This window comes from Paucibacter sp. M5-1 (genome assembly GCF_027498415.2).
In the GTDB taxonomy this organism is placed as follows: domain Bacteria; phylum Pseudomonadota; class Gammaproteobacteria; order Burkholderiales; family Burkholderiaceae_C; genus Roseateles_E.
This window is the reverse complement of sequence record NZ_JAPZLM020000001.1, coordinates 4466988-4490521: the sequence shown is the minus strand read 5'-3', so window position 1 is coordinate 4490521 and position 23534 is coordinate 4466988. Positions and strand designations below refer to the sequence as shown.

At 69.3% G+C, this 23534-nt stretch carries 18 protein-coding genes; 4 read left to right on the top strand and 14 right to left on the bottom strand.

Annotation, left to right across the window (positions count from 1 at the left end; genetic code table 11):
• Positions 1 to 158 precede the first annotated feature (158 nt).
• Positions 159 to 788, top strand: a complete 630-nt coding sequence (locus O5M90_RS21325) for a LysE family translocator (RefSeq protein WP_269838150.1) — start codon at positions 159 to 161, stop codon at positions 786 to 788.
• Between the two features lie 36 nt (positions 789 to 824).
• Here the strand turns inward: O5M90_RS21325 and O5M90_RS21320 are convergent, their stop codons facing one another.
• The 6 genes from O5M90_RS21320 to glmS form a co-directional block, all read right to left on the bottom strand.
• Entirely contained in the window at positions 825 to 1175 is a 351-nt protein-coding gene (locus O5M90_RS21320) for a cupin domain-containing protein (RefSeq protein ID WP_269838151.1), read from the bottom strand.
• Between the two features lie 245 nt (positions 1176 to 1420).
• Positions 1421 to 2770 carry a DUF1501 domain-containing protein gene (locus O5M90_RS21315; protein ID WP_269838153.1) on the bottom strand — a complete coding sequence of 450 codons (1350 nt, stop codon included), beginning with the start codon at positions 2768 to 2770 and terminating at the stop codon, positions 1421 to 1423.
• Between the two features lie 25 nt (positions 2771 to 2795).
• A complete protein-coding gene (locus O5M90_RS21310; RefSeq protein WP_269838154.1) occupies positions 2796 to 4922 on the bottom strand; it encodes a DUF1800 domain-containing protein in 2127 nt (708 codons plus the stop codon).
• 158 nt (positions 4923 to 5080) lie between these two features.
• Complete coding sequence (locus O5M90_RS21305) at positions 5081 to 5746, bottom strand: PEP-CTERM sorting domain-containing protein (RefSeq protein ID WP_269838155.1); 666 nt, start codon at positions 5744 to 5746, stop codon at positions 5081 to 5083.
• Entirely contained in the window at positions 5743 to 9354 is a 3612-nt protein-coding gene (locus O5M90_RS21300; protein ID WP_269838156.1) for an alpha-1,6-glucosidase domain-containing protein, read from the bottom strand. The genes O5M90_RS21305 and O5M90_RS21300 overlap by 4 nt, the downstream gene beginning before the upstream one ends.
• 161 nt (positions 9355 to 9515) lie before the next feature.
• Positions 9516 to 11393 carry a glutamine--fructose-6-phosphate transaminase (isomerizing) gene (glmS, locus tag O5M90_RS21295; RefSeq protein WP_269838157.1) on the bottom strand — a complete coding sequence of 626 codons (1878 nt, stop codon included), beginning with the start codon at positions 11391 to 11393 and terminating at the stop codon, positions 9516 to 9518.
• A 142-nt stretch (positions 11394 to 11535) separates the two neighbouring features.
• Between glmS and O5M90_RS21290 the strand changes: the two genes are divergently transcribed.
• Positions 11536 to 12024 carry an Lrp/AsnC family transcriptional regulator gene (locus O5M90_RS21290; RefSeq protein WP_269838158.1) on the top strand — a complete coding sequence of 163 codons (489 nt, stop codon included), beginning with the start codon at positions 11536 to 11538 and terminating at the stop codon, positions 12022 to 12024.
• On the opposite strand, the gene cfa is transcribed toward O5M90_RS21290, so the two are convergent.
• From cfa to O5M90_RS21250, 8 genes are all read right to left on the bottom strand, one after another.
• Positions 12021 to 13178: a cyclopropane fatty acyl phospholipid synthase gene (cfa, locus tag O5M90_RS21285; RefSeq protein WP_269838159.1), complete on the bottom strand. Its 1158-nt coding sequence runs from the start codon at positions 13176 to 13178 to the stop codon at positions 12021 to 12023. The two genes, O5M90_RS21290 and cfa, sit on opposite strands and share 4 nt — an antisense overlap.
• 104 nt (positions 13179 to 13282) lie before the next feature.
• Positions 13283 to 14467: a class I SAM-dependent rRNA methyltransferase gene (locus tag O5M90_RS21280; RefSeq protein ID WP_269838160.1), complete on the bottom strand. Its 1185-nt coding sequence runs from the start codon at positions 14465 to 14467 to the stop codon at positions 13283 to 13285.
• Positions 14468 to 14491: 24 nt separating this feature from the next.
• Positions 14492 to 16018, bottom strand: coding sequence for a hypothetical protein (locus tag O5M90_RS21275; protein ID WP_440402322.1), 1527 nt, complete (start codon positions 16016 to 16018; stop codon positions 14492 to 14494).
• Positions 16015 to 16947 carry a tyrosine recombinase XerC gene (locus O5M90_RS21270; protein ID WP_269838163.1) on the bottom strand — a complete coding sequence of 311 codons (933 nt, stop codon included), beginning with the start codon at positions 16945 to 16947 and terminating at the stop codon, positions 16015 to 16017. The genes O5M90_RS21275 and O5M90_RS21270 overlap by 4 nt, the downstream gene beginning before the upstream one ends.
• Positions 16928 to 17638, bottom strand: a complete 711-nt coding sequence (locus tag O5M90_RS21265) for a DUF484 family protein (RefSeq protein ID WP_137941309.1) — start codon at positions 17636 to 17638, stop codon at positions 16928 to 16930. Before O5M90_RS21265 ends, O5M90_RS21270 begins: the two co-directional genes overlap by 20 nt.
• Positions 17635 to 18492: a diaminopimelate epimerase gene (gene dapF / locus O5M90_RS21260; protein WP_269838164.1), complete on the bottom strand. Its 858-nt coding sequence runs from the start codon at positions 18490 to 18492 to the stop codon at positions 17635 to 17637. The genes O5M90_RS21265 and dapF overlap by 4 nt, the downstream gene beginning before the upstream one ends.
• A 98-nt stretch (positions 18493 to 18590) precedes the next feature.
• Entirely contained in the window at positions 18591 to 19478 is an 888-nt protein-coding gene (locus tag O5M90_RS21255) for an LpxL/LpxP family acyltransferase (RefSeq protein ID WP_269838165.1), read from the bottom strand.
• On the bottom strand, positions 19478 to 20338 hold the full coding sequence (locus tag O5M90_RS21250; RefSeq protein ID WP_269838166.1) for a lysophospholipid acyltransferase family protein: 861 nt from the start codon (positions 20336 to 20338) through the stop codon (positions 19478 to 19480). The genes O5M90_RS21255 and O5M90_RS21250 overlap by 1 nt, the downstream gene beginning before the upstream one ends.
• A 181-nt stretch (positions 20339 to 20519) precedes the next feature.
• Between O5M90_RS21250 and metK the strand changes: the two genes are divergently transcribed.
• Both metK and O5M90_RS21240 read left to right on the top strand, forming a co-directional pair.
• Positions 20520 to 21704 carry a methionine adenosyltransferase gene (gene metK / locus O5M90_RS21245; RefSeq protein WP_269838167.1) on the top strand — a complete coding sequence of 395 codons (1185 nt, stop codon included), beginning with the start codon at positions 20520 to 20522 and terminating at the stop codon, positions 21702 to 21704.
• Between the two features lie 134 nt (positions 21705 to 21838).
• Complete coding sequence (locus O5M90_RS21240; protein WP_440402320.1) at positions 21839 to 23476, top strand: hypothetical protein; 1638 nt, start codon at positions 21839 to 21841, stop codon at positions 23474 to 23476.
• Positions 23477 to 23534: the final 58 nt, after the last annotated feature.

Sequence of the window (23534 nt, the reverse complement as noted above, 5' to 3'; positions counted from 1 at the left end):
GGCCTGTTCGACCGCTTGGTCCGGGAAGAGCGGGCCGTTGCCACACAGTGAAGCGCGACTCGCTTCCTTTTCCTTCTTGCTATCGCAGATCAAGGGGACGAATCGATGCCGAACATGAGAAACCCCATTCCAGATCTCTGCCCCTCAAGGAGTAGCCCATGACGCTATCGACCTGGCTTGTCTATGCAGCCGCCGTCCTCGTCCTGACGATGTCCCCCGGACCCAGCGTGCTGATGTCCGTTTCCGCTTCCGTCCAGTTCGGGCCGCGTCGTGCGCTGCTGGCCGCGCTGGGCAGCACGCTGGCCATCGCCTGCATCATGCTGCTGTCGATGCTGGGCCTCGGGACCGCCCTGGCCGCGTCCGAAACGCTCTTCACCGCGCTGAAATGGCTGGGGGCTGCCTACCTGGCTTTTCTCGGGGTCTTGTCCCTGCTCTCCAAGACGAGCGGCGTCGCCATCCCCGACGCGCCCCTGGCGCAGACCGGCGCCCGTTCGCTCTTCGGTCGGGGGCTTCTTGTCGGGGCGAGCAACCCGAAGGCGCTGCTGTTCTTCGGCGCGCTCTTCCCGCAGTTCATCGATCCCTCGGCATCCCAGACCTGGCAGTTCCTGGTCCTGGGGGCAACCTTCATCTTCTTCGAACTGTTCTGGCTGACCGCCTACGTGATCATGGCGGCAACGGCGCGGCAATGGCTCATGAAGCCCGGCCGAGCCACCCTGTTCAACCGAGTCACCGGCTCGGTCTTCCTGGTCGCGGCGGGCATGCTGGCCACCACGAAGCAGCACGCCTAGCGCCCCGCCCTGCAAGGGCGGAGGCGGCTGAAAGGCTCAGACAACGACGCGCGTCGCCGCGGTGGCCGCATTGCCGGTGTTCGGGGTGCCCCGAGGCTCGATGAGCAGGATATGGGCCTCCTCCTCGGCGACGGGGCAATGCTCCACGCCCCTGGGCACGATATACATCTGCCCCGGGCCCAGCTTGACGTCGCCGTCGCGCAGCTGGATGGTCAACTCGCCCTTCAGCACCAGAAAGAAGTCGTCGGTGTCGTCGTGCTTGTGCCAGTTGAACGGTCCCTTGACCTTGACGACCATCACATCGTGGTCGTTGAACTGCCCGACGGTGCGGGGCTTGTAATGCTCGGAGAAGGTGGCGAGGCTTGCTGCCAGATCGATGGTTTTCATGGCGTTCCTGATGATGGTTGCTCCAGCAGGCGGCTCTGGGCCGACCGCGTGCCTGTCCTAGGCACGCTGACATTGCATCGGATCGGCGCTGTGAGCCGGTTTCAACTGCCGAGGCACACATTGCGATTGCAACACGGCGGGCAGGCAAGCGAGCCTGCACGGCAGCAAGGCCCTCTGGCGCGAGACGCCGGCGCACTTGATGCACCGGCCTTGCGAACCAGCAGGAAAGTTTTCGGGCCTCGCCCTCAGCCCATGAAGCCCAGCGTGGCCGGCGCGAACGCGGCCAGGTTCGGGAACACGGCGGGCAGTTCGTTTGCCGGCACACCGAACCAGCGCGCCAGCGTGGCGCCGAATTGCTCCAGCGCGGTGCTGGGGATCAGCACGCCGCGGCTGCCGGCGTCGTCGGCGCCGCCGAGTTCGAGCGTCGGGAACCGGCCATAGACCTCACCGCCGCGCACGCCGCCGCCCAGCACCAGCTGGTGGTTGCCCCAGCCATGGTCGCTGCCGCTGCCGCTGGGCTGCAGGGTGCGGCCGAAGTCGCTCTGCGTGAAGCTCGTAACCTGGGACGCCAGGCCCAGCTCCTGGGTCGCGGCGTGGAAGGCGGCCAGCGCCTCGCCCAGCTGGCGCAGCAGGTCCCAATGGGTCCAGCCCTGCGCGCTGTGGGTGTCGAAACCGCCCAGCGAGCAGAAGAACACCTGGCGGCCGACGCCGGCGCTGTCGCGCAGCTTCATCAGCCGCGCCACCTGCAGCAGCTGCTGGCCCAAGGCCGTGCCGGGAAAGGGCGTGGCGATCGCAGCGGCCGACGAGCCCGCGCGCAGCAGCGCGTTCAGCTCGCGCGCATCGGCGCGCACGCGGTTGGCCGCCTGCACCAGCACCACGCCCTGGTCGATCTGCAGGATCTCGCCCAGTGCCCGCGCGCGCGCCTGGGCCGCGCTCTCGGGCCAGGTGCTCATGCCGTCCGCGCCGAGGTCGAAGCCGGGCACCAGGCTGGCGGAGGCGACCTTGCTGCCGGTGCAGAAAAGGCTGGAGCCGGCCATCGAGACGGCCGCCGGGAAGCGCGGGTTGCTGTTGCGCGCGATCAGCGCGTCGACGCTGCGCGCGCCCCAGCCGGTGCCGCCGGCGCCGCTGGCGTTGCCGGCCAGCGCCTGCACGATCTGGTCCGAATGCGAAAACAGATTGCCGGGCAGCGCGGCGGTGCCGGCGAGGTACTGCGCGCGCGTCGTCGGCGCGGCCAGCGGCCCCATATTGGCGACCACCGCCAGCCGGCCCTGCGACCACAGCGGCGCGATCGCCTGCAGGCCGGAGTTCAGGCCGTAGCGCTGCCCCGCCGGGGTCTGCACCGGCAGCAGGCGCGCGCTGGCGTCGGGCAGGGCCAGCGCGCCGCGGGCCGCGCGGTAGACCGCGTAGGGCGCGTCGTCCAGCGGCACGATCATGTTGTGGCCGTCGTTGCCGCCGGCCAGCAGCACGCAGACCAGGGCTTTGTAGTCGGGCTGCTGAGCCTGTGCCCGAGCGCCGAGGGCGGCGGCGCCCGCCAGGGTGCCGGCCAGGCGCAGGACATCGCGGCGGCGGAAGCGGGAATGGATGGGGTTCGTCATCGTCTTGGACTCGTCGCGTTGGGTCTCAGTGCTGCACCGCGTGCAGGCCGGAGAGCGCCGTCAGGTAGAGGGCGGTCAGGGCGCGCTGGCGCGCGTCGGGCTGGGCGGCCACCGCGCTGGCCAGGCTCTGGCGCATCGCGGCGGGCATGCGGCCCCATAGCAGGGCCTGGTCGACCCGGTCGATCAGCGCCGTCGTGCCGCTGCCGGCCGCGGCGACGAAGGGCATGATGTCGAGCTGCACGTCGGTGCCGCCGCCGTTGAGCAGGCGCCAGAACAGATTGCCGCGCAACACCGCTTCGGTCGGCGTGTAGATCTGGAACTCGGGCGCATGCAGGCTCGGGTCGGCCGGCAGACGGAACAGCGGCGAGTAATGGCCGAACACCGAGGGCGGCGTCAGCGGTGCCTGCGACATCCGGCCCAGCTCCCAGCTCAGCTGGTTGCCGGGGGCAATGCCGCCGCCGAGCGCGCGCAGCAGGGTCGTCAGGTGCAGCAGCGGCTCGCGCAGGCGGCCGCCGCCGCTCGCGGGCGCGTCCTGGCGCGCCTCGGCATCGGTCAGCACGGCGCGCACCACGGCGCGCAGGTCGCCGCGGCGGCCGCTGCCATTGTTCTCGAAGGCGGCCGCGACGCGCCGCACATAGGCCGGCGAGGGATTGCTCTTGACCAGGCTGCGGATCAGCCGGGTGGCGACGAAGGGCGGCGTGTTGGGATGGTTGAAGGCGCAGTCCAGCGTCGCCTCCATATCGGCCTGCGCCCCCTGGCCGGCCGGCAGCTGGCAGCCGAGGAAGCTCTTGGCGCGCAGGTCATGGTGCATGTCGCGCACGACCAAGGGGCCGGCGAAGTTCTCCCAGTTGCTGTTGCCGCTGCCGATATAGGTCCAGCCGGTCAGCGCCAGCGCCACCTGCTGGATCGTGCCCTGGTCGTAGGCGGGGATGGGGCGGCCGGCGCCGTCGAGCTGCACGCTGCCGTCGGGATTGAGCCGCAGCAGGCCGATCGTGAAGAGCTGCAGCAGCTCGCGCGCGAAGTTCTCGTTGGCGCCGCGCATGCCGCTGGGCCGCGTGCTGTTGGCGAGGTCGAGGTACTTGCCCATCTGCGAACTGGTCGCCACCTCGCCCAGCAGCGTCCGGTAGTTGCCGAAGGCGTGGCGGCTGAGCGTGCGCAGATGCGGCACGATCTCGTCCGGGTAGATGTTCTTGTTCATCGAGATCACCAGCAGCTGGCCGAGCGCATGGGCCACGCGCTGGCGAAGCTGGTCCGGCGCGCCGGAGAGCCGGTGCAGGTACTGTTGGCGCACTTCGCCGCTGGCCTGGCCGCCGGGATTGGGGATCGCGGTCTCGGGCATCGCGAACTGCTCGTCCAGCCAGGCCGGGATGCCGAGCTGGCGCAGGCGCTGCACCTCGGCCGGCGTCGGGCCGAAGGTGGCCTGCTCCAGGAAGCGCGCGGCCGCCAGGTTGGCCGTGCCCTGGCCGGGGGCCGGTGTCGGCGGTTCGGCGGGCGGTGGGGTGGTCGGCGGTGTCGTGGGCGGCGTGGTCGGCGCCGTCTGGCTGATCCGCACATTGACCGTCTCGCTGAGCACGGCGCCGGGGCCGGCCGCCTCGACCAGCACCGACACCTGGCTGCCCAGCTGCGCCGCCGTCGCCGTGCCGCTGGCGCGCAGCTGGGTGGCGGAGAGGCGCGTCGTCGCCAGCTTCTGGTTGCCGAACCAGGCGACGGCGCTGTCGCCGAAGTTGGCACCGTTGAGGGTCAGCGTGAAGGCGCCGGGCGCGATCGTGCTCGGGCTGGCGTTCCACAGGCGCGGCTGGACCTGGGTGATCGTCAGCGTCGCCGCGCCGAAGACGCCGGGCTTGGCGACGCTGGTGGCGCGCACCTCGACCGCATTGACGCCCGGCAGCGCGGCGGGCGCGCGGTAGAGGCCGGCGCTGCTGATGGTGCCGTGCAGCGCGTCGCCGCCGGGCACGCCGTTGACGCTCCAGATCACGCCGTTGGGCGACAGCGGCACATAGGCGCTGAGCTGGCGGCTGGCGCCGACGGCGATGCTGCCGCTGGAATAGACCGTGATGGTCTGCGACCAGGCCGGCTGCTGCACCAGCGTGGCGACGATCAGCCCCAGCCAGGGCGCGCGCCACATCGACGATTCATGAGATGGCTTGTTCAAGCTGCTCCTCTCTTCTTTTCCGGTATGCGACAGGTCCGGAGTTTGAAGAGGCCTGGCCGGGCCGCGTTTCAGCGGCGGCGTCGGCGTGTTTCAGATGAAACACGGAGGTATGGACTTGCTGAGGTCCCGCGCTCTTGCGCGGCTGGCCGGCGGCAGCGCTATGCCACTCGGGCAAGTCCAGAGCGCAGCCCGGCGCCGGCATCCAGTTCGGCTTGATGCGCCGGCACCTCGGTCTTGCTTTTGGTCACAACTTCGTCGCGGCCGGACCGGCGCAGCCTTGCCGCGACGAAGCCCAGCCCCAGCAGCAGCAAGACCGCGCCGGCCGGCTCCGGCACGGGCGCGGCGGCCACGTCGAAGCTGAGCTGGCCGCCGAGCCACTGCCCCTCGGCCATGCCCATGGCCAGGTCCTTGAAGGCCTCGCTGAACTCGAGGCGCAGCAGGCCGTCGCCACCGACGGCCAGGCCCAGCGGCGCCAGGTCCAGGCTGCCGGCATAGGCGCCGGTGCCGCTGAATCCGTCAGACGCGGCCGGCGCCCAGGTGATCAGGTCCAACCCGCTGGAACTGCCGAAGCTGAGCTGCAGCTCGCTCAGCAGGCTGGGGGCCGGCGCGCTCAGCGTGACGTCCCAGCTGAGCGAATTCAGCACGCTGCCCGCGCCGATGTCGATCAGCCAGACGGTGTTGCCGCTCTCGCCGAGCAGGTTGATGCTCTGCGCGCCGCTGACGTCGATGACGATGGGGGCGGCTTGGGCGTACAGGCCCGCCAGACCGAGAGTGGCCGCGGCGGCCAGGTGCTGGAAATGCTTCTTCATGATGAGGGCTTTCATGGGGCGGCTGCGGAGCGGACGAAGACCACGGCCGTGCGGGCCGGCAGGCTGAAGCTGCCGCTGGCGCGCTCGAACTGCGCCTGCCGGGCACGCTGGTCGGCGGCACCGGCGGCGGCATACACCGGATGCAGCTCCAGCGCGCGGCCGGCCAGCTCGGGCAGGCTCAGCTGCTTGGGCGTCTTGTCGACATTGATCAGGTAGACCAGCTCGTCGAAGTTGGCGCCGGGGTAGCCCACGCCGTTCAGGCGCCCGACCAGCACCGTGGGCTCCTGCGCAGAGCCGGTGTTGAGGAAGCTGAGGCGCGCCTTGATGTCCTCGGCCGTGCGCAGGCGCAGCAAGGTCGTGCTCTTGCGGATCTTCAGCAGGTCGCGGAAGGCGTCGCGGGTCCAGGCGATGTCGTGGGCATGCGGCTTGATCAGCGCGTTGGCGAGCAGCGGCCGGGCCAGGTTCCAGTTCTCGGCGTTGTCGCGCGCCGGCGGCAGGCCGACGCCGAAGTTGTTGTCGGCATAGCTCCAGTCCAGGCGGTTGAACCAGTCGCCGCTGTCGTAGCTGTTCTTGTCCAGCGACTTGCTGCGCAGGGTGTCGACGCCGGTATGGAAATAGGCCACGCCCTGGCTGAAGGCGTTGATCGCGCTGGCCAGGATCTGCACGCGGGCGCGGTCCTCGCGGCTGGTGGTGATGGGCAGCTTGAAGGCGTTGTTGTCGAACAGGGTCAGGTTGTCGTGGTTCTCCACATAGTTGACCACCTCGCCCGGCTCCAGCACCCAGCCGGCCGGAATGCCGCCGACATCGATCTGGTCCAGGCGCAGCGTCGCGTCCCAGCTGGTGCGCATCTGGAAGCTGCGGATGGAACCCGCGAGCGCGGCCTTGATGCGGTCGGCCTGCCACATCAGCTCGCCGCGGCTCTGGCCGCTGGCGGCCGGGTTGGGGTCGTAGAAGAAGCCGTTGACATAGCCTTGGGCGGCGATCAGCGTGTTCCCGGAGTCGCAGCAGCCGCCGCCGCGCACCGCGTCGCGGATCAGCGGGTTGAAGCTGCCGATGCCGGAGCCGTTGAGCGACAGCATCTCGGCCTGCACGAAGCGCGCGCCATTGGCCACCTCGCCGAAGTTCCAGCCCTCGCCGACGATCTGCACCGGGCGGCCGGCGGTGGCCTGTACGCGCGCCTTCAAGGCCTCCATCACCGTGCGCGGATGGTGGCCCATGATGTCGAAGCGCAGCGAGCTGATGCGGTAGTCACGCACCCAGGTGACGGCCGAGTCGATCATCAGCTTGGCCATCATCAGGTTTTCGGACGCGGTGTTCTCGCAGCAGGTGGAGCGCTCGATGCCGCCGCTGGCGTTGTAGCGGAAGTAGTAGTTGGGAACGATCTTGTCCAGCACCGAGTTGGTGTTCTGGCCGGAGGAGGCGGTGTGGTTGTAGACCACGTCCATGCCCACACGCAGTCCGGCCGCGTTCAGTGCCTGCACCATCTGGCGGAACTCCAGCACGCGGGCCACCGGGTTGGCGGCGCTGCTGGCATAGCTGCCGTCGGGCGTCGTGAAGTGATGCGGGTCATAGCCCCAGTTGAAGCAGTCGCTGGCCGCCGTGGCGGCCACCGCGGCCTGCTGGGATTCGCCATCCGGGGTGCCGCTTGGCGTCGGCGTGACGCAGCTCTTCTCGTTGACGCTGGTCATGTCGTAGACCGGCAGCAGGTGCACATCGCTCAGCCCGGCGGCAGCCAGGGCCTTGAGGTGGCGCATGCCGGCCGAGTCTGGCTCGGTGAAGGCCAGGTACTTGCCGCGGCGCGCGGCCGGCACGCTGGCATCGCCGATCGAGAAGTCGCGTACATGCAGCTCGTAGATGCTCATGTCCGAGGGCGCGCTGACCGTCGCCGGCGGCGCGCCGGCATCCCAGCCGGTCGGCTTGGTGGCGGGCGCGTTCAGGTCCATCACCACGCTCTGCTGCCCACCCTGGGTCAGGCCCAGCGAGTAGGGGTCGGTGACCAGGTTGCGCACCAGGCCCGTGCCTTTGACAAAGACCTGCACCTGGTAGCGGTAGCTGGCGCCCTGCAGGCTGCCGGGTTTGCGGAGCTGCCAGACGCCGGTGGCGGCGTCGCGCTGCATGGCCTCGGTGCTGCTGCGGGTCAGCAGCGGGTTGCCGTTGACCGGGGTCGTCAGCACCAGCGATACGGCCTGCGCGGTCGGTGCCCAGAGCTTGAAGCTGGTCTTGCCGCCGGACACCACGGCGCCCAGGTCGGGCACCTCGGCTGCGGCCGCATAAAGATCGTCCAGCGCGCCGGCGATCTGGGCGGTGGTGGCGTTCTGCACCTTGCCGGCAGCGTCTTCCTGCACCAGCACCAGTTGTTGCTGGTGCAGGGCCGGCAGGCGCGGCAGATCGGCATCGCGCACGCGGTAGACGCCGCCGCTGGCCACGTACTTGAAGCGCTGGGCCAGGGCCGCCGGCACGCTGCCGGCGAAGGTCTCCAGCGCCAGGCAGCCCTCGGCGCCCTGCACCGGCGCATCTGCCGTGACCTGGATCTGGCCGGTGGGCGAGTGGCACAGGCGCACGCCGCCACCGCTAACGCGCGGCCATTGCACCAGGCGGCGGTCCAGCCACACGGCGCGCGCATCGGTGCTGGAGACCTGGCGCAGGTCCGGCGCCGCGGTGTAGACCGTGGCATCGCGCTCGACCAGCCAGACATGGCCGACCTGGTTCTGGATCGTCAGCGCGCCGAAGTCGACGCGGATGTTGTTGTCGCGGCCGTCCTTGTCGTTCTCGCCCGGCGGCATGCCGTGGATGATGAACTCCAGGGCCTTGCGGCTGGTGTCGCCCTGGGGATTCAGCACCGGGATGTCGAACACCACCTCGCCGTTGCCGACGGCGTAGCCGGGCATGGCACTGAAGCCCACCGGCTGGTTCCAGCGGTCGATCTGCACGCCTGGGCTTTGGGCTTGCAGCGCAGCGACATCCAGCCCGCTGCCGTTCCACAAGTGCAGGCCCCAGGCCGTGTAGGCGCCGTCGAAGCGCTTGTAGTGCACGCGCACGGTCCTGATGTCCGGCGCGGCCAGCAGCAGCGGGTTGCTGGTGTAGTTGCTGCTGTCGCCCTGCAGCCGCCAGATCTCATTGGCGCCGGCCTGCAACTGATAGCTCTGGTCGGCGCCGCCGTTGTCCTTCTCGTCGCCCTTGTGCAGCAGGAAGCCGACCGTGCCGGTGCCGGCGGCCAGCGGCACGTCGTAGTAGACGCCGAACTCGTCGCTGCCGGCGGCGTTCCAGCCGGCATTCCAGTTCGGGCTCTGAGCGGCATTCCAGGTATGGATCTGCCAGCCGGCGTGGTCGCCATCGGCGCGGCGGTAGTGCACGCGCAGCGAGGTGGCCGGTGCGCCGGGCGTGGCGGCTGCGGCGATGCGCGCGCGCGGCGCCGGCGGACTGCCGGGCACGCCGGCCAGCAGTTCGACGCCGCTGTCGTCAGCGGCCGCCGCGGCGAGGCCCGCGCTGCCCATCGCAGCCTGCGTGGCGTCCGCACCGCCTCCGCCGCCACCGCAGGCCACCAGCAGCCCGCACATGCCAAGCGCCACCGCCCCCACAACCCGTCGCGCCTGCCGCGCGAAACCGCCTGTCCATGCCTTCATGTCCGAGCACTCCTTGCGAGATGCGCGGATCGTATTGAAGTAAAACTACATATGTAAGCTGGTGGAATCCCGATGGTCGTTTATCAAAACAATCGATTCCTCACCGATAGAGTGGGGATTCTTGGCGACTCGAGATTTTTCTATGTAGTTTTGCTTCCTACTCACTCCACCGTCACGCTCTTCGCCAAATTGCGCGGCTTGTCGACATCGGTGCCGCGCGCGCAGGCGGTGTGATAGGCCAGCAGTTGCAGCGGGATCACGTGCAGGATGGGGCTCAGGCTGCCATAGTGCTCGGGCATGCGGATCACATGCAGGCCCGGCTCGCTTTCGATCTGGGTGTCGCCGTCGGCGAACACATAGAGCTGGCCGCCGCGGGCGCGGACTTCCTGCATATTGCTCTTGAGCTTTTCCAGCAGCGCGTCGTTGGGCGCCACCGTGACGACCGGCATCTCGGCGGTCACCAGGGCAAGCGGGCCATGCTTGAGCTCGCCGGCCGGGTAGGCCTCGGCATGGATATAGCTGATCTCCTTGAGCTTGAGCGCGCCTTCCAGCGCGATCGGATAGTGCAGGCCGCGGCCGAGGAAGAGCGCGTTCTCCTTGCGCGCGAATTCCTCGCTCCAGGCGATCACCTGCGGCTCCAGCGCCAGCACCGCCTGCACGGCCACCGGCAGGTGGCGCAAGGCCTTCAGGTGCTCGGCCTCCTGCGCCTCGCTCAGATGTCCGCGGGTCTGCGCCAGCGCCAGGGTCAGCATGAACAGGCCCACCAGCTGGGTCGTGAAGGCCTTGGTGGAGGCCACGCCGATCTCGGCGCCAGCACGGGTGATGTAGGCCAGCTCGCATTCGCGCACCATCGCGCTGGTGGCCACATTGCAGATCGTCAGCGTGTGCGTCATGCCTTGAGCGCGGGCATGCTTGAGCGCGGCCAGCGTGTCGGCGGTCTCGCCGCTCTGGCTGATCGTGACGACCAGGGTGCGCGGGTTCGGCACGCTGTCGCGGTAGCGGTATTCGCTGGCGATCTCGACGCTGGTCGGGATCTTGGCGATGCTCTCCAGCCAGTACTTGGCGGTGGAGCCCGAGTAGTAGCTGGTGCCACAGGCCAGGATCAGCACCGAGTCGATCTCCTTGAAGATGCGATAGGCACCGTCGCCGAACAGCTCCGGGCTGATGCCGGTGACGGCGTCCAGCGTGTTCGCAATGGCCACCGGCTGCTCGAAGATTTCCTTCTGCATGTAATGCCGATAAGGGCCCAGCTCGGCCGCGCCGCTGTGCGCGTGCACGGTGCGCACCTCGCGGGTCTGGGCCTCGTAGCGGCCGGTCTCGGTATTGCGCTTGCTGATCCAGTAGCGGCCCAACTGCAGGTCCACCACATCGCCCTCTTCCAGATAGACGATCTGGTCGGTGACGCCGGCCAGGGCCATCGCGTCCGAGGCGACGAAATGCTCGCCCTGCCCCGCCTCGGTGCCCACGCCCAGCACCAGCGGCGAACCCTCGCGCGCAGCGATCACGCGGTGCGGTTCGTCGCGCGCGAACACCGCGATCGCATAAGCACCCTTGAGTCGGGTCAGCGCCTGCTGCACCGCCTCCAGCAGATCGCCGTTGTAGAGCTGGTCGACCAGATGGCAGATCACCTCGGTGTCGGTCTGGCTGCTGAAGACATAACCGCGTGCCTTCAGCTCGGCGCGCAGCTCGTCGTGGTTCTCGATGATGCCGTTGTGGACCAGCGCGATCCGGCCGGCGGTCGCGGTGTTGGCATCGGCACCCGGGCCGTGCGAGAAATGCGGGTGGGCGTTGTGCACCGCCGGCGCACCGTGGGTGGCCCAGCGGGTGTGGGCGATGCCGGTGCCGGAGGCGATGCCATCCTCGGCCGCCAGCGCATGCAGTTCGGCCACGCGCGAGGTGCTACGGGCGCGCTTGAGCTCGCCACCTTGGTGCACGGCCACGCCGCAGGAGTCATAGCCGCGATATTCCAGGCGCTTCAGGCCCTCGATCAGGATGGGGACGATATTGCGCTGACTGACGGCGCCGACGATGCCACACATGAGTTGCTCCTGCCTGAGGCTTTGAATAGATGCCGGATGGTAGGCAGACAGCGAAAACCAATGTTTTCAAATTTCCTCGTCAAATGAAATAATCAACCACACCAATCATTTCAAGACTGAATATTTCAAATTTTTAATCATTATGAATAATTCAGTCAAATCCATAGCACTGGACACCACCGATTTGCGGGTGCTGGACTTGCTGCAGCAGGACGCCTCGCTGTCCAACCAGGCACTGGCCGAGCTGGCCCATGTCTCGCCGGCCACCTGTCTGCGGCGCGTCAAGCGCCTGGTCGAAACCGGTGTGATCGAGCGGCGCGTGGCCCTCCTGTCGCCCGACAAGCTGGGCGCCGGCCTCAGCGCCATCGTCGAGATCACGCTGGACCGCCAGGGGGCCGAGCATCTGGCGGCCTTCGAGCAGAAGCTGCTGGCCGAGGTGGCGGTGCAGCAGTGCTACCGCGTCTCACCGGGACCAGACTTCGTGCTGATCCTGCAGGTGCCCGATATGCCGGCCTATCACGCGCTGGTGTTGCGTCTGTTCACGCAGGACGCCAATGTGCGCAACGTCAAGACCTTTTTCAGCGTGCTGCGCAGCAAGTTCGAGCCGCGCCTGAGCCTGCCCGGCGCCTAGGGCCGGCGATAGCCGCCGGGCACACCGTGCGGCGACAGCACCCATTGCCACAGCTGGATGTCGCGCACCCGGAAGGCGGCCGCACAGCTCAGCAGGTAGTAGCGCCACATGCGCTGGAAGCGCTCGCCGAGACGGTCGGCGAACTGCGGCCAGGCGGCCTCGAAACGCTGGTACCAGGCCGTCAAGGTCAGCGCATAGTCGGCGCCGAAGTTATGCAGGTCCTCCACGACGAAGCGCTGCTCGCAGGCATGGCCGATGCGGGCGATGCTGGGCAGCTCGCCATTCGGAAAAATGTAGCGGTGAATCCAGGGGTCGGTGCCATGGGCACTGTCGTTGCGGCCTATCGTGTGCAGCAGGAACAGGCCTTCGTCGCTGAGGCAGCGCCGCGCCATCGCCATGAAGGTGTCGACATTCTTGTGGCCCACATGCTCGAACATGCCCAGGCTCGCGATGCGGTCGAAGCGCTCGTCGAGCTGCCGGTAGTCCAGCAGCCGGAACTCGACCGGCAGGCCCGCGCACAGCTCGCGCCCCAGCATCGCCTGCTCGATCGATACGGTCAGCCCGACGCACTCAACGCCGTAGCGTTCGGCGGCAAACTTCATCAGGCTGCCCCAGCCGCAGCCGATGTCCAGCAGGCGCAGCCCGGGGCGCAGGCCCAGCTTGCGGCAGACCAGGTCAAGCTTGTGCTCCTGGGCAGTCTCCAGATCGCCGGCACCGCCGCTCCAGTAGGCGCAGGTATAGCTCATGCGCCGGTCCAGCATGGCCCGGTAGAAGTCGTTGCCCAGGTCGTAATGCCGTTCGCCGACCTGCCAGGCGCGCCGGTGCGTCTGCAGGTTCAACAGCCGCGCCTTGGCCACATGCCAGAGCGCCGGCAGTGGTCTCAGCCGATCCGCCAGGCGCGCGCGGATCAGACGGTCGAACAGCAGGTCCAGGCGCTCGGCCGACCAGTCGCCATCCATATAGGCCTCGCCGAGCGCCAGCGAACCACCGGCCAGCAGGCGGCTCGCCAGATCGGTGCGGTGGACCTGGATGTCCCAGGGCCGCGGGCCGTCCAGCCGCACATCTGCCAGCGCCAGCCAGTCCGACAAGACCTGCCGCGCATCGGCGCTGCGGCGGCGCAGCGGCCGCGGTGAATCGGTGAGCCGAGCGTCCATCCAGCCCTCTTCTCCATGCTGCCAGTGCCAAGACTGTGCCAAGCCGGAGCGCCGGGCGCCAATTCAGATCATCGAAGTCCTCGATAGCCTCATTGCTATGACGCTCAGCCGCGCTTGAGCACCAGCAGACCCTTCAGATACTCGCCCTCGGGGAAGCAGATGGTCTGCGGATGGTCGGGCGCGGCAGCCACGCGCTCCAGGATGTAGCCATCGGCCGGCGCATCCAGGCCGGCGCCGGCGACGATCTTGTGGAACAGGTCCGGCGCGATGCCGCCCGAGCAGGAGAAGGTGAACAGCAGGCCGCCGGGCGCCAGCAGCTTGAAGGCCAGGCGGTTGATGTCCTTGTAGGCGCGGGCGGCGCGCTCGGCGTGGGCCACCGTCGGCGCGAACTTCGGCGGGTCCAGCACGATGGCATCGAAGCGCTCGCCGGCCTCCAGCAGGCCGCGCAGGGTCTGGTTGACGTCGGCGTCGCGCGCCTCGTGGCGGCCGGGCTCGAAGCCGTTCAGCGCCACATGGGCACTGGCCCTGGCCAGCGCCGGCCCCGAGGAATCGACGCTGATGACACGCTCGGCGCCGCCGGCCAGCGCCGCCACCGAGAAGCCGCCGGTGTAGCTGTAGCAGTTCAGCACGCGCTTGCAGCCGTAGTGGCGCACCGCATCGGCGAAGCGCTTGCGGTTGTCGCGCTGGTCCAGGTAGTAGCCGGTCTTGTGGCCGGTGGCGATGTCCAGGGTCAGCCGCCACTGATGCTCGGCGATCGTCAGCTCGGTCGCGCCCTCGCCATGCAGCCAGCCGCTGCGCTCCTCCAGACCCTCCAGGCCGCGCGCACTGGCGTCCGAGCGTTCGTAAAAGCGGGCCAGCCCGGTCTGCCTGAGCAGGCTATCGACGATGACCTTCTTCCAGCGCTCCACGCCCACGGACCCGAACTGCGCGACCAGGGTGTCCCCATAGCGGTCGACGATCAGACCCGGCAGGCCATCGGCTTCGCCATGGATCAGGCGCAGCGCGTCGGAGGCAATCGGCAGCCGCTGGCGCATCGCCAGGGCCTCGGCGATGCGGGCCTCGAAAAAGGCCGCGTCGATACGCTGGGCCTCATCGAAGCTCCAGGCCCGCAGCCGGATCTGCGAGCTGGGGCTAAACGCCGCCCAGCACAGGAACTGGCCCTCGTGCGACTCGACCCGCACGGTCTCGCCCGGATCGCCCCCGCCCTTGTGCAGCGAGCTTTCAAACACCCAGGGGTGGCGGCGTTGCAGCGAGCGTTCCTTGCCCGCGCGAAGACGTATGGATTTCATGCGGCGGATTGTCGCCGCAGTGGCTTAGCGGCTCAGTGCGCCGAAGGCATAGCCCAGCGAGACATTGACCACGGGCGAGGACTGGGTCTGGCCGCGCAGCGTGCGCCACTGGCCGACGCCGGTACGCAGGCGCAGCCGCTCGCTCTCGCCGAAGCGCCATTCGGCCCAGGCCTCGGCCTGGGCCACCGCACCGCCAGTCACCGCAACGCCGCCGCCGCCGGCCGCGCCGACCAGCAGCTCGGCGCCGACACGGGGCCCGCCGGCCAACGGCCGGCCCTGCAAGCCCAGCCCGAACAGGCCGAAGGAATAGGCACCGGCGCGCCCGAAGGCGGCGCTGCCGGCCTGGGCCGTGCCATAGAGGTGGGTGCCGAGATCGCGGCTCATCACCATCGCCAGATGACCGACGCTGGTCTCATGCCCATCCTTGAACCTGACCTTGGGCAGGTGCATCAGGCTGGCATAGACGGTTTGCGTGCGCACCACGCCGCCCTCCTCATTGGGCTGACCGAACAGGCCGGTGGCCTGGTCCAGCGGCAGGCCCAGCGAGGCGCGCACATAGGTGGACTTGAAGCTGCCGGTCAGCGAGCCCATCACGCCGGCATCCAGATGCAGGGCCGGTCCCCAGGGGGATTTCCAGCGCAGCGTCGGTCCGCCCTTGACCAGCCAGCCATTGCCGGTGTCGACATCGCCACCGCCGCCCAGGCCGGTCGCCACATGCCAGCCGGCACGCAGATTCGGCCCGCCCAGGCCGTAGTCCTGACCCATGGTCGCCAGCACCTCCATATAGCCATCGGCGCCGCCCGAGGCAGCGCCGGCCGCCTCCATGCCCCACCAGGCGCCCTCGGTCACGTACTGGCGCAGCACCGCGCCGGCCTTGCCCATGCGCTGGGCCGGGGCACCGCCGCGGGTGCGCGCGCCGGAGCGCGGCTTGTAGGAGCCCACGCTCAAGGACACCTCGTCAACGCCCAGGCCGCTGCGGCGCGTGTTCTGCACACGCCGGCCGGCATCACCGGGCGCATAGCTGAAGAAACCATCGGAATAGCCCAGCACCAGACCCAGCGAAGTGCCGCGCACATTGCCCCGGCCGTTCGGAAACGCGGTGTGGGCCAGCGATACGCCGCTGTACCAGTTGCCGAACTCGGTGCGCAGCGACAACTCGGGCCGCAGCATCAGGCCACCGCCGAAGCGCACCTTGTCCGAACTCAGGCCGCCGCCGGCACCGGCATAAAGGCCGGCGGCCGCATGGGTGCTGGAGCCCAGGCGCCAGCGCCGCTGCGCGGTGAAACCCACCGTGAAGATGCCGCCGAAATTGCCCTTGGCCGAACCGTAGAAGCTCGGGCCCACGCCCCAGTCCTCGTTCATCGCGACCAGATAGCTGGCGCCCAGCAGCGCGATGCGCTCGCCAGTGGGCATCTTCAGCGGCGTCCAGTTGGCCTCGAAGGCGGCCGGCTGGGCCTGCAGAAAGCCCGGCCGCGGCAGCGGCGACTGGGCTTGCACGGCGCCGCTGAGCACCAGCAGCGGGAACAAGGGCATCAGGTAACGAGGTTTCATTGCTTTTTCTTCGCGCGCGGATGCGCGGCGTCGTAGACCTTGGCCAGGTGCTGGTAGTCCAGCTTGGTATAGACCTGGGTGGTGGTGATATGGGCGTGACCCAGCAGCTCCTGCACCGCGCGCAGATCGCCGCTGGACTGCAGCAGATGCGAGGCGAATGAGTGGCGCAGCATATGCGGGTGCACATGGGCTGGCATGCCGGCGGCCAGCGCGCGCGCCTTCAGTAGCGCGCGCACCTGGGCCTCGTGGATACGGCCGCCGCGCGCGCCCACCAGGAGGGCCGCTTCGCCGGCGCGCGCGCGCTGCGCTCGCAACGCCAGCCAGGCCTGCAAGGCGCTGATCGCCGCGCGGCCCAGCGGCACGCTGCGGCGCTTGCTGCCCTTGCCCAGCACCTGGGCCTCGGCGCTGACCAGATCGACCCAGCCGCGCGCGGTGCCGCTGGCCTGGGCATCCAGGCCCACCAGCTCGGCCACGCGCAGGCCGCAGCCGTAGAGCAGCTCGACGATGCAGCGGTCGCGCGCCTCCAGCGCCGGGTCGGCCCGAGCGTCGGCATGGTCGGCCAGCTGCACCGCATCGTCGGCCGACAAGGCCTTGGGCAGGGGCTTGGCTGCCTTGGGAGCACGCAAGCCCTCGATCGGATTCAGCGCCACCAGCCGCTCGCCGCCCAGCCAGCGATACAGCCCGCGCCAGGCCGACAGCAGCAAAGCCAGGCTGCGCGGCCCCAGGCCCTCGCGGTGCAGCTGCGCCACCCAGCGCCGCGCCTGCGCGGTCTGCAAGCGCAGCAGCTCGACGCCGTCGCGCAAGGCCAGCGCCTGCAGGCGCTGCAGCGCGTCCGCGTAAAGACTCAGCGTGCGCGGCGCCAGCCGGCGCTGCACGCGGGCATGCGCCAGATAGCGCTGCAGCACATCCTCAGTCTGCGGCGCCGACATCGGGAGCGGCCGGCGCCGGCAGCAGCCGCGCCAGGCCGGCACTGGCGATCTCGCCGATGCGGGCCAGGAATTCGGTGCCCATCTCGGCCGTGTAGCGGGTCGGGTCGGGCGAGCCCAGCACCAGCATGCCGAAGGCCTGGCCCCCCTGCGACAGCGGGATCAGGGCCAGCGAGGTCACGCCGTGGCTCTGGTCCAGCCAGCGCGCCGCCTCGAAGCCCGAGTTGACGCCGCAGTAGGGCTGATTCAGGCTGGCCGCGAAGCTCTTCACATCCTGGCTGACCGCCTGGGCAAACTCGGCCCCGGCATGCGCAGCATCGACGCCCCACAGCCGCAGCCCGGCCTGCGGAATCATGAACTGGTGGCGCAGCTCCTGCAGCAGCACGGCCGGCAGCGCCGCCGCATCCCGGGTCTGCATCAGCGACAGGGTCCAGCGGTGCAGGCGGTCGGCGATAGACACATTCTCCTGGCCGTTGCGGATCATCTCGATGATCTTGTGCTCCAGGCCCTTGATCTTCTCGCGCAGCATCTCGGCCTGGCGCTCCTGCAGCGAGACCGCGCGCTGGCCGAGCGGATGGCTCAGCTGCACGCTGGCCAGCAGCTCGGCATGGCGCTCGAAAAAGCCGGGCGTGTTGGCCAGGAAATCGGCGATGTCCTGCTCGGTGATGCCTTGGGTACCTTGATTGCTGCTCACAGCGTGATCTCTCCATCAAAAACAGTTTGGGCCGGTCCCGTCATCAGAACCGGCGCGGCCAGGCCCTGGCTCAGGCCGGCCCATTCAATCGTCAGCAGGCCGCCCAGCGCCTGCACATCGACCTTCTCGTCCAGCCAGCCGAGCCGGATGCCGGCCACCACGGCCGCGCAGGCGCCGGTGCCGCAGGCCAGGGTCTCGCCGGCGCCGCGCTCAAACACGCGCAGCTTGATGCGGCCCCGGTCCAGCACCTGCATGAAGCCGGCATTGACCCGGCGCACAAAGCGCGCGTGCCGCTCGACCTGCGGGCCCAGACTCAGCACCGGCGCGGACTCGATATCGGCAACGCGCTGCACCGCATGCGGGTTGCCCATCGACAGCACCGCCACCTCGCAAGCCAGCCCTTCGAGAGGCCAGAGCTCGAAGCCGCCTTCGCCGCGCGGGGTCAGGCCTTGCGCATCGAAGGGCACGCGCTCGAGCGCGAACACCGGCGCGCCCATGTCCACCGTGACCCGGCCGTCCTCGCGCAGCCGCAGCTCCAGCACCGCGTTGACGGTCTCGACCTTGATGCTGCGCTTGTCGCTCAGCCCCTTGTCTGACACATAGCGAACAAAGCAGCGCGCGCCATTGCCGCAATGCTCGACCTCGTCGCCGTCGTTGTTGAAGATGCGGTAGCGAAAGTCGATGCCCGGCGTGGCGGAGCGCTCGATCACCAGGATCTGGTCGCAGCCGATGCCGAAGCGGCGGTCGCCCAGCGCGCGCAGCTGCGCCTCGCTCAGCGCCAGCGGCGCCTGGGTGGCGTCGATGACGACAAAGTCGTTGCCGGCCCCCTGCATCTTGGTGAAGCGAAGTTTCATGGCGCGATTATCACCGTCTCAAGTGAACGAAGGGCCGCTCCCGAGTTTGCTTGACCCCCCTCGGGGGGCCTGACGCGCAGCGGCAGGTTTGGGGGCGCTCAGTACAGGCCCGGCTCGCCCTCGGGCCGGGTCTTGAAGCGCTTGTGCACCCACAGATACTGGGCCGGCCGCTCGCGGATGCGGGCCTCCAGCCACTGGTTGAGCCTGAACGCGTCGGCCTCGGGGTCGTCGCTGGGGTAGCCGGCCAGCGGCTCGCCGGCCTCGACCTCGTAGCCCTGGCCGCCCGGCAGCATGGTCACGACAATGGGCTGGACCCGCATCTGCATGCTGCGCGCCAGCCGCGAGGGAGCCAGCAGGGTCGAGGCCGGCACGCCGAAAAAGGGCACGAAGGCCGACTCGCGCTCGCCGAAGTCCATGTCCGGCGCGTTCAGATAGGCATAGCCCTGGCGGATCAGGCGCAGCACCGGGCGTATGCCCTCGCTGCGCTGGACGAAGGCGGTGGTGCCGAAGCGCGAGCGCCCGGCCAGCATGCGGGCATCAAAGACTGGGTTGCTCTGCGCCTGGTACATATCGACGCCGGGGCTTGTCTGGTTCAGCATCAGCGCCGGGCCCGACCATTCGAGGCCGACGAAATGCGGCAGCAGCCACATCACCGGCGCCCCACCCTGCTCGGCCAGCTTGATATTGCCCTTGACGCGCACCAGCCTCTGCAAGCGCTCGGCCGGCGCAAACCACAGCAGGCCGCGCTCCAGAAAGCTGCGACCCAGCCAGCCGAAATGCTCGCGCGCCAGGCGCTCGCGCTGCGCCAGCGTCTGCTCGGGAAAGCACAGCTCCAGATTGCGCAGCGCCACCTTGCGCCGCGAGCCGGCCGCATGCCAGAGCAGCCAGCCCAGGCCCCGGCCCAGCGCCGCCAGCAGGCCCAGCGGCAGGAAATGCAAGAGCCACAAGAGCCCGATGAAGAGATGGGCGGACAGGCGGCCCAGCATCAAGCGCCCCGCCCCAGGTCCAGGCCGCGCGGATTCTTGTAGCGGTGATAGCCCCACAGGTATTGCTGGGGCGCGAGCAGGATCAGGTCTTCCATGGACTTGTTGATGATGGCGGCAGCGGATTCTGGCGTGGAATCGGCCGGCAGGCTCGGACCCGGACTGATGCGCACCACATAGCCGCGCCCGCCGCTCAGGCGCTCACCCCAGATCAGCAGGATGGGCGCACCGCTTTGCAGGCTCAGCTTGGCCGCCAGGGTCATCGTGTAGGCCGGGCGGCCGAAGAACGGGGCCCATACGCCCAGCCCCTCGGGCGGCACCTGGTCGGGCAGCAGGCCCACCGTCTGCCCCTGGCGCAGCGCCCGCAGCATCTGGCGCACGCCGGCCAGGCTGGCCGGTGCGGTGGCCAGACCCGGGCGCTCGCGCGTGCCATCCAGCAGCTCGCGCATCCAGGCCTTGCGCGCCGGGCGGAACAGCACCGTGATCGGCGCACGCGCGCCGTAGGCCTCGGCATAGGCCTGGGCCGTGACCTCGAAACAACCCATATGCGGGGTCAGCAGGATCAGGCCATGACCCTGGGCCAGCGCCGCCTCGACATGCTCGCGGCCCTCCAGCCGCACCCGCGCGCCCAGGGCCTGGTCGTGCGGCCGCAGCCACAGCCAGGGCAGCTCGCCGATCATGCGGCCGGCGTGCGCGACAGCCGGCCGCGCCTGGGCCCAGCGCAGACCGGCGGTCTGCACATTGGCCTTGAAGCGGGCGCGATAGCTGGGTGACAGCGCCCAGCTGAGCCAACCAACAATGGCGCCCAGGCCATGCAGCAGCCACAAAGGGCAGCGGGAGAGCAAGCGCAGCAACAGGGACATTTGTGTTTCTATAATCGGCTCATCGCCGAGTTAATTTGGACAACTTGCGGGGCGATGCGGGTGTTTATCAAGCCATTGAAAACCCCGCCGGGCTGTCATGCTCAATAAATGCCGCTAAAGCGTTCGCCGCGTCTCCCGACAGCACGGCAACGCCGACCGACTGACGACTAGGAGCATACAAGTGGCGAACAGCGATTTTCTCTTTACTTCGGAATCCGTCTCCGAAGGACATCCTGACAAGGTGGCCGACCAGATCTCGGACGCAATTCTTGACGCCATCTTCGAACAGGACCCGCGTTCGCGCGTGGCCGCCGAGACCCTGTGCAACACCGGCCTGGTGGTGCTGGCCGGCGAGATCACGACCAATGCCCATGTGGACTACATCCAGGTGGCGCGCGACACGATCAAGCGCATCGGCTACGACAACACCGAGTACGGCATCGACTACAAGGGCTGTGCGGTGCTGGTGGCCTATGACAAGCAGAGCAATGACATCGCCCAGGGCGTCGACCACGCCTCCGACGACCATCTGAACATCGGCGCCGGCGACCAGGGCCTGATGTTCGGCTATGCCTGCGACGAGACGCCCGAGCTGATGCCCGCGCCGATCTACTACGCCCACCGTCTGGTCGAACGCCAGGCCCAGCTGCGCAAGGACGGCCGCCTGCCTTATCTGCGCCCGGACGCGAAAAGCCAGGTGACGATGCGCTATGTGGACGGCAAGCCGCACAGCATCGACACCGTCGTGCTGTCGACCCAGCACGCGCCCGAGTGGAGCCTGGGCGACAAGATGAAGCCCGAGTTCTACGAGGCGGTGCGCGAGGAGATCATCAAGCCGGTGCTGCCCAAGGAATGGATCACGGCCGACACCAAGTACCTGATCAACCCGACCGGGCGCTTCGTCATCGGCGGCCCGCAGGGCGATTGCGGCCTGACCGGCCGCAAGATCATCGTGGACACCTATGGCGGCGCCTGCCCGCATGGCGGCGGCGCGTTCTCCGGCAAGGACCCGAGCAAGGTCGACCGCTCGGCTGCTTACGCGGCCCGCTATGTGGCCAAGAACATCGTCGCCGCCGGCCTGGCACGCCAGTGCCAGATCCAGGTCGCCTACGCGATCGGCGTGGCCCGGCCGATGAATGTCACGGTCTACACCGAGGGCACCGGCGTGATCTCGGACGACAAGATCGCCGCGCTGGTGCAGGAGCATTTCGACCTGCGGCCCAAGGGCATCATCCAGATGCTGGACCTGCTGCGCCCGATCTACTCGAAGACCGCCGCCTACGGCCACTTCGGCCGCGAGGAGCCCGAGTTCACCTGGGAGCGCACCGACAAGGCGGCGACGCTGCGCGCGGCCGCCGGCCTGTAAGGCGAAACCCCTTACCCGAAGCCACCACCAGGTGGCTTTTTTGTGACCGGCGCTGCCCCGCCGCGCAACAACTGCGTACAAGCTCGGCCCCGGCTCTCGTTAAGCTGTGTCAGCCCGACACCCTCCGCCCGCGCATGACTTCGCCCGCCCCACAGCCCGACGCCGCCCGCCCTGCGGCACTGCCAAACGCCGACCAGGTGCTGCCCAGCGGCCACAGGCTCGACGGCTACGAGCTGCATGGCCTGATCGCCGCCAGCGGCTCCTCGCTGAGCTATCTGGCGACCGATCTGGAGCTGGGGCTGACCGTGGTCCTGATGGAGTATTTCCCCGCCGCGCTGGCACGGCGCGATGGCGCGGGCCTCGTCGCCTGCGTGGAGGACCGTCACGCGGCGGCCTATCAGCGTGGCCTGGCCGCCTTTGTCGATGAAGCGCGCATGCTGGCGCGCTGCCAGCATGCGGCCCTGGTCCAGGTGATACGCCTGTGGCAGGCACGCGGCACCGTCTATCGCGCCATGCCCTATCGCGGCGGCCAGACCCTGCTCGATCTGCGCCGCGATATGCCGGGCCCGCCCGACGAGGCCTCGCTGCTGGCCCTGCTCGACGATCTGCTCGGCGCGCTCGATGCCTTCCACCGCACGGGCCGGACCCACGGCGGCATCCATCCCGGCAGCATCCTGCTGCTGGGCGATGACAGGCCGCTGTTGCTGGGCCCCGACTGGGCCGCCGCAACGCTGGCGCTGGACCTGGGCAGCAGCCCCCGGACCGATGCGCTGGCCGGCTTTGCACCGCCCGAGCAGCCGGGCAGCCCACCCGGCGCACCGCAGAATCCGGCCTTCGATCTGTTCGCGCTCAGCGAAGTTGTGAGGTTTTGCATCAGCGGCGCGATGCCGCCGTCGGCGCGCCCAAGCGGCGAGCCCCGGGAAGCGACGGCGGCGCTGATCGAGCGCTGCGTCACCAGCGATGCGCGCCCGCGCTACAGCCTGCCGCTGCTGCATACGCTGGACGCCGCCACCTCGGGCTGGCCCCAGGAGAGGCCCGCTGGCGTCGCGCAGTACCGGGCCTGGCTGCTCGGCGGTCCGCCGGCCGAGCGCCGCGCCGCCGAGGAGGCGGTAGCGATGGCCCCAGTCAGCGCTGCGCCGGACGATGCCAACGCCTTTCTGTCGCCGGAATTCCTGGCGCAGCTCAGACGCGCGAACACCGTGCCGCCCCGGCCCGAATCCGTGCCGCCGGTCCGACCCGAGGTCCGCGACACAGCCCCCCGGGCGCGGCGGGCGCCGGCCCGGCGCGTCGCGGCCCTGGCCGCGCTCGGGATGCTGGCAGCACTGGCTGCGGGTCTCTGGCAGGCCGGCCGGATGGAAGCACCGATGGCCGCCCTGCCGGCGTTCATCGACGCGGCGGCCAGCGGCGCGGCCCGCAGCACCGATGCAGATACCGGCACCGACGCCACAGCGGCCCGACGCGCCCGCATCGAGGCCGACCTGCGCCGAGCCGAGGAGCTGCTGGCGCGCTCGGCGCCCGCCGAAGCCGGCACCCCGTCCGAGCCGCTGCCCATCGAACCCACCGCCGCCGGGCCCTCGTCAGCGCCGCCGGCGAGCGCCGCCAGCCAGCCAGGCAGCTCGCCGACCCGCCGCTCCGCCGAAACGCCGCGCAGCAACTGCGGCAAACGCAGCGACTTCGCGCTCTACCGCTGCATGCAGACGCAATGCGCGAAACCACGCTGGAAGGCCCACGCCCAATGCCTGGCACCGAAGACCGGCGACACCCCCCGCTGAAGCGCTTCGAAAACAAGCTACGCACAAACCCTTGAGGCGGCTGTAACAGAGGGCAACA